We start from the raw sequence: 17,508 nt of genomic DNA on the forward strand, positions 1-17,508 counted from the left end.
AGTCAATGAAGTATGCGGAGTTATTAATGCATTTACCGCTTTTGCTGAAATTTATATTGATGATATTTGGGTCGATGCTAATCATCGCGGTAAAGGATATGGGCGCCAATTGATAGAGGCTCTTGAAGCCCATTTCAAAGGCCAGGGTTTTAACAACATTAATTTATGTACCAGTGCTTTTCAAGCTCCAGAATTTTATAGGAAGTGTGGTTTTCAGGAAGAATTTACTCGAACTAATAAAAAAAATCCCCAGCTTTCTAAAACATTTTTTGTGAAGTTTTTTGAGGAAGAACAGGAAACACAAGGGCGTATTAATTAAAGCGAGTTACTATGACAATAGAAAAGAAAGTCCTTGATCCTAAGATGCTTCATAAGATTACTCATCTGTTAAATATAAAATTTGCTACAGAAGTTAAGGTATGTTCCACCCAGTTTTTAAGTGAGCCTGAGCGTAGAAATTGTGTGGTAAGACTGGTTTTATCAAGTAAAGTGAAAACAGTTCCTGCAAGTGTTATTTTGAAGCAATCTTTACGAGAAGAAACTGATGTTGATGATAAAGAGGCATATGCTCGATTTGCCCGGGATTGGGCTGGCCTTGAGTTTGCAAATCAAATTAAACAAACGAGTCATAATGCGCCAAAATTTTATGGGGGCGATAAAGCGGACAGATTTCTTCTTATTGAAGACTTGGGGATGCCTCATATCAGTTTAGTTGATTCGCTTACGGCAGCAAATCAAATGGTAGCTACTACAGCATTGACTCGCTTCGTGAACGCTCTTGGTAGTTTTCACGCAGCAAGTTTTGGAAATACCGAGCTTTATGAGCGCATTTTAATATCCATTAATCAAGATGCTCCATCAATTGATGCCGAACTTGATTTTATGTTTGCTGATTTGTTACCAAAATTGGATGCTGCAAATAAAAAGTTAAGTTTAATTTTAACCGATGAATGCATTGATGAAGCCAAGTCTGTCATTGAGTACGTGCTAAAACCAGGACCTTTTACCGTTCTGACCCATGGTGATATTTGTCCTGATAATGTATTTGACCATACAAAAACAAAAGATCTGCAGCTTATTGATTTTGAATGGTGTGTTGTACGTAATGCGTTACTAGATGGAACTTATCTACGTATGAGTATGCCTACTTGTTGGTGTGCGAAAGCAGTTCCTTCTGATATTATTGAACACTTAGAGCTTATTTATAGAGAAGGGCTCAAACAAAATATTCCTGCAGCAGCAGATGATACGGAATATGAGAAGGCCTATACTTATGCTTGCGGTTTTTGGATTTTACAACAAACAATACCTTTCATTGATTCAATTTGGGAAAAAGACAGAAATGGACCGTCAGGCCCTGTACCTGAAGATTCTCTATGGAAGGTAGAAGATAATTGGGTGAGACCAAGAGTTTTTTCAAGGTTGCAAGCATTTATTGATAAAACAACGTCTCATAAGCAATTACCCCATTTACGAGAGATGACGATCGCAATATTAAATGAGTTAAAACAGCGCTGGCCCGAAACTCCATTTCTCGAATATTATCCCGCATTTTTGCCACGATGAGATGAACCCCGTGAAAAATAAAGGGTCTAGGATCAATAGGGATTGTTCTAAATTTGATTAATGGGACTGCTCTTTAATAGATATTCTGTTTCGCGGAAGATGACGTTCTACACATTGCTTTTACTTCACTCTATAAATACAAAGTTCGTCACCCTCCGCGAAAAGCGGAGAGGCCAGGATCAACAGTGGCTGAGGCTCTTTAACTCGAGAAAATAATCTGTCCACGGCCCAAGATTTTACTAAAGATTCGGGGGACTGACTCAAAAAATCCTACACTAAGTACGGATGAGGTAGGGCTGCATCAAAAGCGCTACCAGTGACAAAATCATTACATGAAGAGGATTATCTGCTCCGAGTATATGCTTTAGAGGATGATAAAAGCAGCACTAACACCAAGGAGCAGATACTAGGATTCTATTTATGTTTTGGTAGAGCCACAAATAATGATCCTGCGTGATTTAACCCATTTGCTTCTATACCAGCTTGATTTCCCTCGCCTTTATAAACGTCAACATGAGCTCCTACAATAGCACCACCTGCGTCTTGGGCAACACACCATGAAGTAGATTTTTTGGACTGATAAATAAAACTCATTCCAATAGGAATGACCCTATGATCGGTGGCACATGAGGTATGGGGGGTTAGGGGAATATTTTCTGAACCATAAGGCCCACCATTTTCTTTAGCAAAAAAGACATAGCTTTGATCGCGATTTCTCAAATTCTCGGCTTTATCTGGGTTAAGAGTATTTAGATATTGGCGAATTAACTTTTCTGATGCGCCGCTTTGTTTAATTTTTTTCGATACATTGCAGCGTAGCTTTGTTTCATCATGACATTTAGGATCTTTAGCACAACGTTCAATGGTATCCAAATTACCACCACAAGTGGGGTCTTGTGCGCATTGGACTATTCGTCCAAGCATGGTGCGTGGTCTACCGTTAGCACCATCGTAATTAAGCTGAAATAATTGACCATCAAGAATTAATGAACCTGAGCCTTGAAGCATTAAAAAAGCAGGGTCATTGGGGTCTTTAACATAGCCAATTACATACTTTGGATTTAAAGCTCCATGGTTAACTTCTTCTCGATCCGGCACTAAGGAGTAAGTGTTATTGGCATTTTTCAGGCAAAATCCACGTACCATTTTGGTCAGCGGATCAACTCCGCAAAGAGGAGGGTGCAAATGGAGTTTTTTGCTTTCCGATGTTACTTGTACGACTCCGGGATTACTATAAATAGGGTATAAAAATGTTCCATCTTGTTTGGTGCGAGCCTCAAGAGCGGCTGGGGCGTAATAGGCAGTAAATTGAAATTCCCCCTTTTTAAATCCGGCATGATTTTCAGGCCAGCCATCACTTTTATACCAATCAAATTCGGTTTTAATGGCCGCTAAATATTTTTGAAAATCACCATGGGCAGCTTGTGCAAGAGAGAGCATTTTTGTATTGGTATTAAGACACCATTCGTGGCGCTTGAATTTTTGACCAGCAATCGTCACTGTTTGAAATCCACCGTAGTTTTTATTGCAGTTTTCAATCTGATTATTTAATGCTTTAATCACTTCATCCATGTTTCCTACAGGATTATCTAACGGTAATTCTGATGCTGAAATTTTATGAAATTTAAAGCGCAATACACCAGGTTCTTTAGCGGCCATTTTCTGTCTTGTGGTAAAGTCCGCAAGCCTTCTAATATCTAAGCAGCGTTGGATTGGATCATTAGGGAGGGCTGCTTGAGTGATGATGCTAAAAGTCATTAATGCAATTATTAACACGGATTGAAACATAGGTATCCTCTAGCTTAATCATTGATTTGAATTGTAAATAAGATTATATAGGCTATTGACCAGCCATCAAAGAGGATAAATTAGGCGAGTAATGAACCTCAGTATTTATCTATATACTACATGCTCTAAATCATGTATTACGAACTCATTTAATAAAGGCTATACTTGTTTATGAAATACGGAATTGAAAAAATGAACAGCAAAAGATTATGAGAAAATTTCATTTAGTAGAAGACAAATCGCCCACACATGCTAATTTGACTCGTTTTTTGAAAGCGGAAGGATGGAAGCCATGTAAGTTTTCGGCACTGGCGTCAGTAAATGAAGATTGGCTTCAGTTTTCACCGTTGATTAGTAAGACATTGGAGTATAAGCATCTTCTGGCATCCTTCTTACAAGAAAATAATCTCGAATATTTGATGCCGGAGACCTTTTTTATCGATGATCGAATTTGGCCTTTGGTATTGGCTGATATTGGTAACTCCGAAGCTGCTAACTTTCCTTGGATACTGAAACCCTCTACGTTGAATAATGGACAACATATTCATATATTTCATGATCTAAGCGATGTTGAGGCACATTTTCTTTCTCATCATCGCATGGGAGGGCCGCAAGTTTTGCAACGTTATATTGTTAAGCCACAACTCATTCAAGGACCTACATTCGGTCATAAATTTTCTATTCGAGAATTACTGGTGGTATCTACGCACGTAGGCTCAGCACTTTTTCCTAGTGGTTATTTAAATATTGCTTTAAAACCTTATCAAGAAGATAATTTCAACCTATTAGAAGCTCATCTTACCAATGAACATCTTAGTGATGAACGGCTTAATGTTGTGCAACGCTTAAGCGATGATATGGCCATTTTTCAACCCTATAAGCAGGGCATTATTTCTATTTGCCAACTTGTAGTGAAGACCTTAAAAAAACAATTTGCCACTATTTGGCAGGATAGTCAGCCTCGAATTGCTTGTTTTGGTTTTGATTTTATAATTGAAGCGGAGGGTAATAAGCTTTGGTTATTGGAAGTGAATCATGGACCATGTTTTCCTGTTGATGACTCGCATCCCTTATTTAATGTTTTATATCGTCCTTTTTGGCAACAATTAATCAAACGGTTTATTGACAGAGATCCATCCACTTTTATTGCATTGGATTAGGACAATAGGAAATATGGGACATCCTATTGAAAAATAGGATCAAAGTTGGATCAAAATTAGAGCTATTTCATAAAGGATAAAAATACCAATCTTTTGATATTCAAAGAAATAGCAACAAAATAAGCTTGAATTGAGTGTACTCTAATTCTCTGTATTGTGTTCATTTTAAATTATGATAATTTTTTAATTCATTCATAATGCCTTCTAGTTTCCACAGTTGCTCATATAGTTTTTCCTTACTCACAGGCCTTATAACGATGCATTACAACAGTTTTAAAGCATTTACCCTTAATAGCTACAAATGTTTCAAGGAACTAATGCATATAACCTGGTTGGGGCGCTACTACCACCAACTATTTTAAGTGGTGCTACAATAAGTGTGGCCCCTAAAATAGGAACTTTATCTAAATTTGCAATATTTTCTATGCCATAGATATTATTGCCCAATAAAACATGGTGGGCCCACGACTCCTCTGAGTTACCCGGGTCTAGACTGTTAAGCCATGTTCCGCAAATTGTCTTGGAGCATTAACATGAGTGCCTCCATGTTCAGGAGCGCAAAATTTGAAAGCAGAATAAAAATAGTCTTTATCATTTATGCCATAAGAAGCTTTTTTTAAGGTAAAACCCGACCATAAATAGTATTTTTATCAAAAGGATGTGTTAAATCCAGTAATTGATTTGCTGTATAAGATGAAAAACAGAGAAAAGAACATACATGATATATTATTTTTTTCATTTTCGTTCTTATTTGGAAGAGATGATTATGTTACAGCATAAAGTTTTTTATATTTAAATAGAGTTCACCTTAGGGAGCGGAGCCTTATAAAAAATAAGCAGATATAGGTTTTAGAAATAATAACACTCATAAAAGGAACATTTTTTTAATTAGTGTGGCTAATTTTACCAAGATCTTGTTCCCGGATCTTAACGTTCCCGCAAACCCGTTTGCTTTGCTTTAAGTATGGGTTTAAGCAAATATTGCATGACGGTCTTTTTCCCCGTTAATATATCAACCGAAGCCTGCATTCCTGGAATTATGTTAAGCGGTTTTTCTTTTGTGCCTAGATAATTTTTAGTTGTTCGAACTCGAAGTAGGTAATAACTCTCTTCTTTATTATTGTTTTTTTGATCAACCATTGAGTCCGCACTGATTTGTTCTACTTTACCAGGTAGGCCTCCATAAATGGAGTAGTCATATGCGGTTATTTTTACCATTGCATTCTGTCCAGGATGGATAAAACCTATATCTCGAGGTTTGATTTTAGCTTCAATTAATAGAGTATCCTCAATAGGAACTATTTCCATAATGTCTACGCCAGGTTGGACAACCCCACCGAGGGTGTTTATTTGGATTTTTTTCACAATGCCTTTAACAGGGGAACGTACTGTAGTGCGAACCACGCGGTCTTTATCCGCATCATCTGCAGCTACTAGAGCGGCGAGCTCGCTTTTAGCGGTATTTAATCGTTCTAATATGGTTGATTTAAAATTGGAAATTTTACCTTTAATTTCGTTGATAGAACGCTCCAATTGCAGGACCTCTACTTGAGACGCTGCTCCTTTGGATACTAAAGGTTTGGTGAGTGATAGTTCGTGCTCTGCTACTTCTAATTGAGAGTTTAATTGTTTTAGCTCTTCGGTTTTTGAATCATACAGGGCTTTTTGGGCCATATAGGTAGGATCGTTTGTTTTTATACCTTTAGGCTCTACAAAGGGTTGATTATTTATTTGTGCCATAATACGTGCAATTTCCAGTTGTAGGGCATCGATTTTTTTTAACGAGGTGTTATAGGAAGAAGTGAATCGTATGTCGCTAATTTTCATAAGAACTTGATTTTTTTGGACTGTTTCTCCTTCGTGGACATAAATTTTTTCTACAATGCCACCTTCGAGATTTTGAATGACTTGAATTTGGCTTGAGGGTATGACCTTGCCCTCTCCTACAGTGACCTCATCTAAAACTGCAAAATTAGCCCAGAGTAAAGCAAAAAAAATAAACAATACTGAGATTATAAGAAGTAGATGAGATGTTAAATGTGATGGTTTTTTATTTATCATGCTGTCTTCCTATCAATACTCATGCCTGTTTTTAAGGCAGTAAGTATGGTATCCCTAGGTCCATCGGCTATTATTCTACCTTCATCAAGAATAATAATGCGATCAATTAGGTCTAACATAGAGGTTTTATGAGTGATTAAAATAAGCGTATGATTTTCTGTTAGATACTGAGATAATCGTTGCTTAAAATTGCGCTCATTATTTAAATCCATAGCGGAAGTGGGTTCGTCGAGAATAAGAATGTTGGGATTGCGTAATAAACTGCGAGCAATACCTACTGCTTGGCGTTGACCTCCAGAAAGTTCCGCGCCCCTTTCTCCGACTTGCCGATCTAATCCTTGAGGATGATTGTTGGTGAAAGAACCAATTTCTGCTACATCACAAGCTTTAATCAGATCTTCATCACGAACAAAGGGAGCACCCATAGTAATGTTTTCTCTTATGCTACCATAAAATAAAGTAACATCTTGAGGCAAATATCCTATTTTTTGACGCAAATCATCGGGGTTAATTTGTCTGTACTCTGTATTATCAATAATAATTGAGCCTTCTGTAGGTTTATAGAGCTGCATGAGTAAGCGAGCAAGGGTGGATTTACCTGAACCTACTCTGCCAATAATGGCAATTTTTTCTCCTGCACGGATTTTGAAATTTAAGTCTTTAAGAATAGCTATTTGCTGATCTTGATAGAAAAATCCTACATTTTGGAATTCAATATTGCCTTTTATAGAGGGGCGATGTAAATAATGGGCTTCTTCATCAACATCTGTAGATAGAGCCATCACTTTGTCAAGTGAACGCAATGCATTGACTGATTGGTAATAGCGAGTAAATAAACCGGCTATTTGTGACATAGGTGCCAGAGCACGCCCTGCAAGTATAGTGCAGGCAATTAAACCTCCCATTGTCAGGTCGCCTTCTGTAATCATATAAACGCCAGCAATGACAACGGCAATACTTGCTGCCTGTTGAATGAATAAGGTTAAATTCATGCTGATGTTTGAAATAAGGCGTAATTTCATGCTATTGTCTGCAGACAATTGAACAATATGCTCCCAACGAGATTGTAATGTAGTCTCAGCGCCCAACGTTTTCACTGTTTCAATGTTGGATAATGAGTCAAATAGGGTAGCTTGTTTTTCGGCTGCAAATTGATAGGATTCTTTGGTGTATTTGATGAGAGGCGCTTGTAAGACAAAACCAATAATAGCAATAATAGGGATTACCAATAAAGGAATCCAAAAAAGACTTCCTCCAATTAAGTAAATCACTAAGATAAATATAAAAACAAACGGCAGATCCACAAATAAGGTTAATGTGCTGGAAGTGATGAAGTCACGAAATATCTCAAATGACTGCACGGTGTTGGAAAAAGCACCTACTGATTTAGGTCGACTTAACATATTAATACCCAAAATTTTCTCGAAAATATGAGCAGATAATTCGGTATCAGTACGTTTGCAGGCTACATCAATAAAGTGAGCTCTTAAACTTTTCAAAAGTAAATCAAATAAGAAAATACATATTATGCCACTTACTAAGACCCACATAGTAACAATGGCTTGATTCGGAACGACTCGGTCATAAACATTCATTGTAAATAAAGGGAATGCGAGGGCAAATAGATTTATTAAAAATGCAGAAATGAGTACTTCGGAATAAATACGCCAAGATTTCATGGCAACACCCCAGAACCAACTTTGAGGTTTTTGGGCCATAGATTCTTTGGCGCGAGCCGAGTGCTTATACTTTGGTCTTACAAGAATTGCTTGACCACTATAGGCTGCTTTTATTTCATTTAATGAGTTATTCTTATCAGGCGCTAGGGGATTGATGATTTTTCTTTGATTTTTTTCATCTAAGACCATAAGGAAAGCAGTATGAGTCTTAGTGAGCAAAATGACAGGTAATGAATCATCGTTGATTGTATCCAGATCAATTGTTACTATTTCGCTCTCTAGAGAGGCTCTATGGGCAGCCCGTGCAAACAAGTCCAATGACAATTGATTCTCTTGTAATGGAAGTCGCGCAATTAGAGATCGAGGTGAGTAGGGGTTTTGATAGTAGCGTGTTAATAACACCAGACAGGAGAGCAAAGAGTCTTTTGTTATCTCCGTATACATGTCTATATTAGACCAGGATTGTTTTCGGTACGTTGTCATTTTTATTAGTACTTTATTCTTCTTTAAATTGAGTATAGCTTAGTTGATGAATTTGTATAGTTAATGAAAAATTAAATGATTGATCAAGTGCACTATACATGATAAATAAGGATATTTTGGATGGATAGGAGTTATATGAAAAGGATACTTGTTGCAACAGCATCTTTTTTAGTTTCCACCTCATTAGTGGCTGATACATTGAACGAAGCAGTACAGCAATCGTTGCTTTCTCATCCTGATGTACTGTTAAATACTGCAAGATCTTTAACTGCTCAGCAGGGAATATATAAAGCTCGCGGCAGTTTTTATCCTACCGTAGACTTAGCGGGAGGAACAGGTAGAGAGAAAAGTATTAACCCTACAACAACAGCCATCGATAATGCTCCTAATGGGACTACGTTGAATCGACAAGAGTCTTCGGTTGAGCTAAAACAAAATCTTTTTGCTGGTGGCGCCAATGTTAACGAATACAAACGTAATGTTTTTTTAACCCAAGCACAAAAATTAAAAACTCAAGGCATTGCTGAAGACATGTCTTTAGATGTAGTAAACCGTTATTTAACGGTGTTAATGCATGAAAAACTTTATCAAATCTCAGTTCAAAATCTAAAAGCCCACAGCCCAATTTTTTCTATGATAGAAGAGCGCACTAAAGCAGGACTTTCACGGGAGGCAGAAGTTTTCCAAGCGAACGGACGTCTCGCTTTGGCTGAGGCTAATCGTATCAGCGCTCAAGCAAATTTGCGCGAGGCCCAAATCAATTATGCAAAAGTGGTTGGTAAATGGCCACATAATTTACACTATCCTAAGGTACCTACTGCTCAGGATTTACCAGCAAGTCTTGAAAAATCTATTGAAATAGGATTGGAATATCATCCCACAGTTAAAGCTACTTATGCAGACGTAAAAGAAGCAAAGGCTCGATACAGTGTAACCCGTTCTGCGTATTATCCTCGTATTGATCTGGTCTTAAGTGCGTCGCAAAACCGCAACCTTGATGGCTTGGTAGGGCCTAACAATGATAGGTTAGCAATGCTCCGTGGGACATATAATCTATTTCGCGGCGGTTCAGATACTGCTGGTGTACGTGAAGCAGCTTATCAGGTCCAAGAAGCTTATGAAATTAAAAATAAGGCATTAATTGATTTAAGAGAATCTTTGAGACTATCGTGGAACGCATGGACCTCATCAAAACTTCGTCTTAATCCACTACGTTCTCATGTGGATGCGTCTCTTCAAACTCGAACTGCTTATTTAGAACAATTTAAGCTCAATAAGCGAACTTTGCTGGATTTATTGGATTCTCAAAATGAGTTATATGAAGCACAAATTGCATATGAACGGGGAAAAATGGAAGAAGTGTTTGCTCGTTATCGTATCATCAATGGAATGGGTAAATTATTAAGTTATTTGCATATGAAACTTCCCATTAATGTTAAAAATAACGACGTATTTACTTCGGCACAAGAGCATATTCTACTAGATGGTAATATGGACAAAATTCCTTATCCGGATGTGAAGGATAAGCCTATTGGTCTGGATCATCCCGTACCTAGCTTTGCGGACGCTCAGATGACCCCTTCGGTTATTAATAGGAACGCTACTTCACCTCAGCAAATAACACCTCAAGTTTGGTATATATCTTGTGGCGCTTTTAAAGAAAAAACTTTTGCAGTAGATTTAACTAATCGTTTGCGTAGTTTAGGCTTTAGAGCCGGTGTTATTTTGAGAACGGATAATCTGCATGAGGTATTCGTTGGACCCTATGAATATAAAGGCCTGGCCGGGAATACTATGGCAAGATTGAAGGAAGTTGCTCAGGTTCAAGGTGCTTTAATCACTTATAAGAATAAGCGAGATATAAATACTGCTGTACGTCAGGTGGTGGTTCCGATTAAATAACAAATACACTACTAAGGAGTTAATAATCGTACAGTATTTTTTCGCTAAATTTTTATATTACTACATATTGGTACTGGTGATTGGTTTAAGTATTTTTTTTTCATCGGGCTCTCCTTTATCGTACAGTGCTTCTGCTTTGCTTCAGATGGATATGATAGCAAAGCAAGAGCAGACTCATAATGGAGCTGTAAAGCGCAGATTTCATAGTTGGCGACTTTTGATTGAAGATTTAAAAAATAAGCCAACGTCTGTACGATTACAGCGGGTTAATGATTTTTTTAATCAATTCGAATTTACGTCAGAGACTTATTACCAAGGTCAAGAAGATTATTGGAAGACTCCAGAGGAGTTTGTGGTGGATGGGGGAGGAGATTGCGAAGATTTTTCCATCGCTAAATATTTCACCTTATTATCTTTAGGAGTTCCTACCAAACAATTAAGAATTACCTATGTTAAATCAATAAAACTAAATCGCGCTCACATGGTTTTGGCTTATTATCCTCAACCCGGTGCAGATCCATTTGTTTTAGATAACTTAGTCAGTGAGATTCTTCCTGCGTCAAAACGGCCTGATTTAATACCTATTTATAGCTTTAATGGGGAAGGCTTATGGTTAGCAAAGACTGGAGGGGATAGTAGGTCATTGGGAAGTGCTTCGGGTTTGAGTAAATGGCGTCGCGTATTGGAATACATGCAAAAAGGTAAATGAACTATGACACTTACAAAGAAGATGGTGATAGGGGTATTAAGTGTGTTGCTACTGAGTTTTATAGGTACTTATGCCATCACTATGAATAACACGCGCAATTATTTTATTGAGCAGTTAGAGAGTAATGCTCAAAATACAGCAACATCATTAGGCTTATCTTTATCGCATGTTTTAGTCGATGAAGATAAAGCAACCGTACTTGGTATGGTGCAAGCAGTATTTGACAGTGGGTATTTTTCCTCTATTGCAGTGCGAGATGCTGAGGATAAAGTGATTGTATTGCGTACTACGACCGAAAGAGTCAATGTACCAAAATGGTTTATTTGTCTGATGAAATGGCATAATGTGGAAAAATCTGCGTTAGTCATGAGAGGGTGGAGGCAGGCTGGTGAAGTTGTTATAGAGAGTAATTCCAATTACCTATATCAAGTTCTGTGGCATAATGCTAATGATTTAATACAGTTTTATATAGTTTACGCTTTATTGTCTTTATTTGTTGCCTATTTATTTATCCGTTGGCTGCTTGGCCCCCTAAATCGTTTAAAAGTTCAAGCTATAGCCATTCAAGACCGTAAGTTTCCCATTGAAACACAGATACCTAAGACTACCGAAATCAAGGAGGTTACTTTGGCTATGAATCAAATGGTACTTAAAATAAAACAACGTTTCGAGGAGCAATCAAAACATATCCATACATTGCAGAAGAAATCGTTCGAGGATCCTTTAACCGGCTTGCCTAATAGGGAATTATTTATAAGACAACTTAATGCTTTATTGCATAATGAACATGAATTTTTTCCGGGTATTGTTATGCTGGTGGCAATTGATGGGCTAGAAATGTTGAATCAGAAAGAAGGCTATTTGAGAGGGAACTCCCTACTTCAGGAAGTGGCTAACTTATGTGTTCATTTTGGTAAATCCATGTATGCCTGGAGCATAGCTAGGATGAGAGGAAGTCAATTTGCGCTAGTTTTTCCAGAGAATGCGTTGGATACATTGAAACAATATTTTAATGATTTTCAGAAAAAATGTTATTCTTTTGTACAGGATAATGAGGTGAAAATATATATAGGTATTGCTTCTTTTAAATTGAATCAAGAGCCTGGAGAGGTGCTTAGCGAGGCAGATAAAGCGTTAAATCAGGCAAGAGAAAAGTCTGATGACACGAGTTATTATCTTCTCAATTCAATGCCTAATATTCAAAACTTGGAAAAAACTAGAGTTGCTGAAATAATCTCTGCTGGGAATTTGTCTCTTTATATGCAGCCTGTTACTGATGGAAAAGCTGCTTTTCATCAGGAGATCTATGTGCGGTTACAAAAAGGAAAAAATGATTTACATTCTGCCAGTTATTTTATGCCAATTGCGCAACAATTAGGGCTTGCTCACCAAGTTGATTTATTTGTTTTGGAAGCTGTGGGTCGGTTTTCAGTTCATGAAGAAACGTTTGCTTTAAATATATCTGAAGATACCTTAAGTAATAAAAAACATAGAGCATATTATTTAAAAAAACTATCTGAGTTGTCTTTAGAAATACGGCAGTTGATGCATATAGAGTTAAATGAATCATTAGTTTTTCAATATTTTAATGAAGTAAATGATTTTTTAAATAAAATAAACGAGTTACAGATTCATTCGGGAATAGATCAAGTTGGCCTGCACTTTAGTTCCATGCATTATTTAAGTGATTTACCTATCACCTATATTAAACTTCATGGCAGCCTAACTTATAATATGGATAAAGATCAAAGCAAACAGTTTTTTTTGTATTATTTTAATGAAATGGCAAAGACTTTAGATCTTCAGGTCATTGCTACTCAAGTTGAGTCTTCAACTCAATGGGAAATGCTACAGACCTTGTCTATTATTTGGGGGCAAGGCTTGTACTTGGCACCAATTGAACCTATAACTTAAAAAAACGCAGGGAGACCAGCACCGAAGGATACTTAAGTGCATGCCCGGATTAGGCGTAATTGTAATCCGGGAGTTTGGTGCAACGTTCCCCGGATTATGACTCACGTTAAATTACACATGAGTAACCGGATGAGGTTCAGGATGTGGCGCTTCCATGTTAACAATAGGGGTTCCTACAATATGAACATATGCTGATTGCGATGCATCCGAACTGTGAATTTGGAACATGTGATCTCCGGCTCCAATTTGACCTTGGGGAATATGTTTAGTAATGTCGGTTGCATTTTCTAAATTTATCGTATCGGTAGCAGCAGCATTTATTTTTAATACGTTCACGTTATTACCCTGTTCTACCAATTGTAAGTTTAATTCACTATTTTCTGTTAGGGCATGTACGGCCTTATAATCTAAGTCTAAAATGTTTCTGCTGTGATTGGATGGATTTCCATCATGTTGTTCCATTGCCGCAGCAAAAAGTTGTTTAATTTCATTTATAGTTAATTCTATACTGTGCCCACCTAATTTAAATTCATGCATACCAACTATTTCAGAAAGCTTACCTAAATGAACCATTTCAGTCGGATCTTCTAATAAATGTGTATACTCGCTCAAAAGTGAATGATTTGTTAGCTGTTCTCCTAAAAGAGTTTTCTCTGTTGAGGATGTTGTATCTTGAGCAGAGGATTCAAAAAGACTGAATCCTGCATCAGCAAAAGTACCGGTACTTCCATCTTGGTAAGTGAATGAACCTAGCGAGTATACTTGAACTTCTCCATTCGCTGCGGTAAATCCTTCTCTATAGCCTGTTAAATCAATACTAGTAATTCCATAATCAGAAAGTGATTTAAATTCACCGGGATCGCTGACTCCATTCTGGTTACTATCTTGCCACAATCCAAACTGCGAAAAATTAGCATCATTGCTGTCTAATTTATTATCGAAATTAGTATCATAGTTTACTTTTAATCCTTGCAAGTCAGTGAAGGCATTGTTGGTGGGATCTGCAAACACAATTTCAGAGCCATTGTTGACAGTCTGATCATTATTTTTATCATAAACTAAAAAGGCATCAGAGCTACCAATCGAAGCTGCCATTTGCAAAGTTCCGTTATTATTAAAATCGAATAAGAAAGAGTTATTAGTATGACTCGTAAAATTAAATCCATCATTGTTTAAATCAAATACAATAGGGGCAGCAACTGGATTTGATGAATAAATTAGGGCACCTGAATTCAGCAGAGATGTTAGGTTGGCATTTACATTTGTTAAATTTATAGTCTGGGTTGCTGTTCCTGATCCGGCACCATCAACATCAATTGTAAGCTGGGTGTTACTGCCGACAACATTAACACTCAGGTAATTGGATAAGTTTGCAGCTGTGACATTACCTACCAAAAGATTAGTTATATCAATCTTATCTTGACTTATGTTAAAGTCTGTAATGGTATCTGTAGGATTTCCTATATTATCTCCGCTGTTCCAGACGAAAGTATCAGCACCAGCTCCTCCAGTGAGTGTATCATTACCTTGGCCCCCTATAATCATATTTGCAGAAGTGTTACCTGTTAGTGTGTCGTTATAGTTGGATCCAGTAAGATTTTCTATGTTACTTAAAGTATCAAGTCCGCTGGAAACAGTATTTTGTTGACTAATAGTGGCTAAGGATACAGTAACTCCTCCTACTGCATCGATATATGTAACCGTATCAGTACCATTTCCTCCATTGATCGTATCATTTCCTAATCCACCAGATAGGGTGTCATTGCCAGCACCTCCATTAATTGAATCATTGCCAGCACCTCCATTAATTATGTTGTCAGAAGCATTACCGGTTAGTGTGTCGTTATAATTAGAACCGATAATATTTTCTATATTACTTAAAGTATCACTGCCATCAGCGCCAGTGGCGGCGCCCGTACTTAAATTTACAGTAACGGCTCCACTTGCATTGATGTATGTAATTGTATCATTACCATTTCCTCCATCAATGATGTTGTTAGAACTATTACCAGCCAATATATCATCATAGTTGGAGCCGGTAATATTTTCTATACTAATTAAAGTATCATTACCATCAGCGCCAGTGGCGGTGCCCGTATTTAAACTTACAGTAACTCCTCCACTTGCATCAATGTATGTAACCGTATCATTACCAGAGCCACCATCAATTATATCATTTCCAGCCCCGCCATTGATGATATTGGCAGAAGAGTTACCGGTTAGTGTGTCGTTATATTTGGATCCGGTAAGATTTTCTATGTTACTTAAAGTATCATTTCCACTGAGAACGGTGTTTTGGGCACCACTGATGGCTAAAGAAACAGTAACGCCGGTAGTGCCGTTTGTACTTACAGCATCTATGTATGTGACCGTATCAGTACCAGAGCCACCATTAATTGAATCATTGCCAGCTCCGCCATTAATTATGTTGTCAGAAGCATTACCGATTAGTGTGTCATTATATTTGGAGCCGGTAATATTTTCTATACTAATTAAAGTATCATTACCATCAGCGCCAGTGGCGGTACCCGCATTTAAATTTACAGTAACTCCTCCACTTGCATCAATGTATGTAATCGTATCATTACCATTTCCTCCATTAATGGTGTTGTTAGAACTATTACCCGCCAATATGTCGTTATAATTGGAGCCGATAAGATTTTCTATGCTAATTAAAGTATCTATGCCGCTGAGAACGGTGTTTTGGGCGCCAGTAGTGGCTAAGGAAACAGTAACACCCGTGGTGCCGAGGTTATTTGTCGTACTTGCGTAGGTTACTGTATCCGTAGTACTAGCGCCGCCTAATAGAATTTCATTTTTAAACGTGCTACTTAAAGTGGTACCGGTTATGCGATTGATATCAACATGGGCTGTATTTGATGCATATCCTGTAGTACTACTGTTATTGATGTAATCAAAAGAAGTCGTGGTATTTATTGTCTCAGTATTAGAATAAGTAATACCATTAACTGTGATAGAGGAGGCTCCGACCCCGCCTGTATCATTTGCTAACACAACTGAAACAGGGATAGCTGTTTGGTTAGTCACAATAAAATCATCACGAACGACTAAATGAGGGCTTTCTCCCGGAAGATCAATATTGAATGTAAGTGTAGCGCCATTGGTATCACCATCATTATCAACTACCACAAAATCAATACTTCGATTAATGGCACTAGTAATTGTTTGGGGTGGGGTAAATGTATATGCTCCATTATCCATATCCATTGAAATTTTTTCTTCAGTACTATTTATAGTGACTGTAAGCTGATGAGTATTTGAATCAAAGCTATATGTATTCGTTCCTAAGGTTGCTGCACCACTAGGTGTTATGGTGTTGGCGGCTGAGTCAAATCTATAGGTAATCCCATTAACTGTAATGGATTGAACGTGACCACCATCTGCGCCGAAATTTTCAGCAAGACTAGAACCAGTGACAATGCTTCCTATTATCGGAGACGCAGAAATAGTAGAAACTAATGTAGCAGAGAGTTGGCTAATATCTGTCACTTGTTGAGCGTTGGTATTGGTAGCTGTAGTCCCATCGTATGCAATGGGGTCTAGATTACTGAGCGTAACGTTTGTCCCTATTCCCAATGCATAAGAGCGGATGTGCTCATCATTTAGAAAGTTCGTCCATGTTGTTTCCTCACTTGCGTTAATTCCAAGACTTGTGGTTGGGAGGCTTGGATCTCCATCAGAGAGAAAATAAGATACATTTTGTGCTCCATCAATGCGTGCATTAGCTGGGTTTCCTGTAGTAACTGTAACTGTGCCATTAGTATCTGTAGTAACTGCATTACTATTATCAAAGGCATTTTCTGCTGTTTTAAGGGCAGCATCATAATTTGTATTTCCTGGAGCTGTGAGGTTAAGTATTATAGCTTTTGCTTCTGTTACAGTCATCCAACCGTTGCCTACAGTTCTTGCGTCCCCGTCTTGTATAGGATCACCGCTGTAGGTACCGTCGAAAGTAACAATTCGTACTCTTACATCGCCAAGAGCCTCGTATTGCTCCAATAATTCAAGAGTGGCATTTTTCAGCGTGGCGAGTTTACCATCGTCGTTCATGCTGTTTGATGTATCAAGAATCAATAGTAAGTTTGTATCCGTGATCCCTTCAGTAGCCTGGCTTGATCGTGTGATATCAGAAACAACAGGGACGTCATCGACGATGGTGACGTTCAGGGTGCCGGTGGTGGTGTTGCCGTTGGCATCGGTCACCCTGTAGGTAAAGGATTCGCTT

Annotated in this window: 11 protein-coding genes and 1 pseudogene; 6 read left to right on the plus strand and 6 right to left on the minus strand. The window is 37.8% G+C overall.

The genetic code is table 11. The annotated features are described in order from the left end of the window. Together Lsan_RS14475 and Lsan_RS14480 are read left to right on the plus strand one after the other, a co-directional pair. A partial coding sequence (locus Lsan_RS14475; protein ID WP_157068314.1) for a GNAT family N-acetyltransferase occupies positions 1 to 319 on the plus strand: 319 nt, incomplete at its 5' end. An 11-nt stretch (positions 320 to 330) separates the two neighbouring features. Then, positions 331 to 1,566: a phosphotransferase gene (locus Lsan_RS14480; RefSeq protein ID WP_058514848.1), complete on the plus strand. Its 1,236-nt coding sequence runs from the start codon at positions 331 to 333 to the stop codon at positions 1,564 to 1,566. A 414-nt stretch (positions 1,567 to 1,980) separates the two neighbouring features. Here Lsan_RS14480 and Lsan_RS14485 read toward each other — a convergent pair whose 3' ends face one another. Further along, the gene (locus tag Lsan_RS14485; protein WP_058514849.1) at positions 1,981 to 3,354 is read right to left on the minus strand and encodes an MltA domain-containing protein; all 1,374 of its coding nucleotides are present in this window, start codon (positions 3,352 to 3,354) and stop codon (positions 1,981 to 1,983) included. Positions 3,355 to 3,563: 209 nt separating this feature from the next. Here Lsan_RS14485 and Lsan_RS14490 point away from each other — a divergent pair, with 209 nt between their 5' ends. Beyond that, the gene (locus Lsan_RS14490) at positions 3,564 to 4,514 is read left to right on the plus strand and encodes an ATP-grasp domain-containing protein (RefSeq protein ID WP_058514850.1); all 951 of its coding nucleotides are present in this window, start codon (positions 3,564 to 3,566) and stop codon (positions 4,512 to 4,514) included. Between the two features lie 71 nt (positions 4,515 to 4,585). Here Lsan_RS14490 and Lsan_RS23600 read toward each other — a convergent pair. The 4 genes and pseudogenes from Lsan_RS23600 to Lsan_RS14500 form a co-directional block, all read right to left on the minus strand. Beyond that, a pseudogene (locus tag Lsan_RS23600) lies at positions 4,586 to 4,752 on the minus strand (IS1182-like element ISLlo2 family transposase); the annotation flags it as partial. Between the two features lie 378 nt (positions 4,753 to 5,130). Continuing rightward, positions 5,131 to 5,253 carry a hypothetical protein gene (locus Lsan_RS23380; RefSeq protein WP_272947153.1) on the minus strand — a complete coding sequence of 41 codons (123 nt, stop codon included), beginning with the start codon at positions 5,251 to 5,253 and terminating at the stop codon, positions 5,131 to 5,133. A gap of 188 nt (positions 5,254 to 5,441) precedes the next feature. After that, positions 5,442 to 6,575: an HlyD family type I secretion periplasmic adaptor subunit gene (locus tag Lsan_RS14495; RefSeq protein WP_058514851.1), complete on the minus strand. Its 1,134-nt coding sequence runs from the start codon at positions 6,573 to 6,575 to the stop codon at positions 5,442 to 5,444. Continuing rightward, positions 6,572 to 8,737, minus strand: coding sequence for a type I secretion system permease/ATPase (locus Lsan_RS14500; RefSeq protein ID WP_058514852.1), 2,166 nt, complete (start codon positions 8,735 to 8,737; stop codon positions 6,572 to 6,574). Before Lsan_RS14500 ends, Lsan_RS14495 begins: the two co-directional genes overlap by 4 nt. A gap of 135 nt (positions 8,738 to 8,872) precedes the next feature. On the opposite strand from Lsan_RS14500, the gene Lsan_RS14505 reads away from it, so the two are divergent. From Lsan_RS14505 to Lsan_RS14515, 3 genes are all read left to right on the plus strand, one after another. Next, complete coding sequence (locus Lsan_RS14505; RefSeq protein WP_058514853.1) at positions 8,873 to 10,639, plus strand: TolC family outer membrane protein; 1,767 nt, start codon at positions 8,873 to 8,875, stop codon at positions 10,637 to 10,639. Between the two features lie 151 nt (positions 10,640 to 10,790). Then, complete coding sequence (locus tag Lsan_RS14510; protein WP_237762145.1) at positions 10,791 to 11,348, plus strand: transglutaminase-like cysteine peptidase; 558 nt, start codon at positions 10,791 to 10,793, stop codon at positions 11,346 to 11,348. 3 nt (positions 11,349 to 11,351) lie between these two features. After that, a complete protein-coding gene (locus Lsan_RS14515) occupies positions 11,352 to 13,262 on the plus strand; it encodes an EAL domain-containing protein (protein WP_058514854.1) in 1,911 nt (636 codons plus the stop codon). Positions 13,263 to 13,373: 111 nt separating this feature from the next. On the opposite strand, the gene Lsan_RS14520 is transcribed toward Lsan_RS14515, so the two are convergent. Continuing rightward, a complete protein-coding gene (locus Lsan_RS14520; RefSeq protein ID WP_058514855.1) occupies positions 13,374 to 17,486 on the minus strand; it encodes a beta strand repeat-containing protein in 4,113 nt (1,370 codons plus the stop codon). Between the last annotated feature and the right edge of the window lie 22 nt (positions 17,487 to 17,508).

The organism is Legionella santicrucis, assembly GCF_001468135.1.
Taxonomy (GTDB): Bacteria; Pseudomonadota; Gammaproteobacteria; order Legionellales; family Legionellaceae; genus Legionella; species Legionella santicrucis.

Excerpts from the sequence above, each read along its gene's own strand:
- Lsan_RS14480 (WP_058514848.1), top strand. The coding sequence starts at position 331 with ATGACAATAGAAAAGAAAGTCCTTGATCCTAAGATGCTTCATAAGATT.
- Lsan_RS14485 (WP_058514849.1), bottom strand. The coding sequence starts at position 3,354 with ATGTTTCAATCCGTGTTAATAATTGCATTAATGACTTTTAGCATCATC.
- Lsan_RS14490 (WP_058514850.1), top strand. The coding sequence starts at position 3,564 with ATGAGAAAATTTCATTTAGTAGAAGACAAATCGCCCACACATGCTAAT.
- Lsan_RS23380 (WP_272947153.1), bottom strand. The coding sequence starts at position 5,253 with ATGAAAAAAATAATATATCATGTATGTTCTTTTCTCTGTTTTTCATCT.
- Lsan_RS14495 (WP_058514851.1), bottom strand. The coding sequence starts at position 6,575 with ATGATAAATAAAAAACCATCACATTTAACATCTCATCTACTTCTTATA.
- Lsan_RS14500 (WP_058514852.1), bottom strand. The coding sequence starts at position 8,737 with ATGACAACGTACCGAAAACAATCCTGGTCTAATATAGACATGTATACG.
- Lsan_RS14505 (WP_058514853.1), top strand. The coding sequence starts at position 8,873 with ATGAAAAGGATACTTGTTGCAACAGCATCTTTTTTAGTTTCCACCTCA.
- Lsan_RS14510 (WP_237762145.1), top strand. The coding sequence starts at position 10,791 with ATGATAGCAAAGCAAGAGCAGACTCATAATGGAGCTGTAAAGCGCAGA.
- Lsan_RS14515 (WP_058514854.1), top strand. The coding sequence starts at position 11,352 with ATGACACTTACAAAGAAGATGGTGATAGGGGTATTAAGTGTGTTGCTA.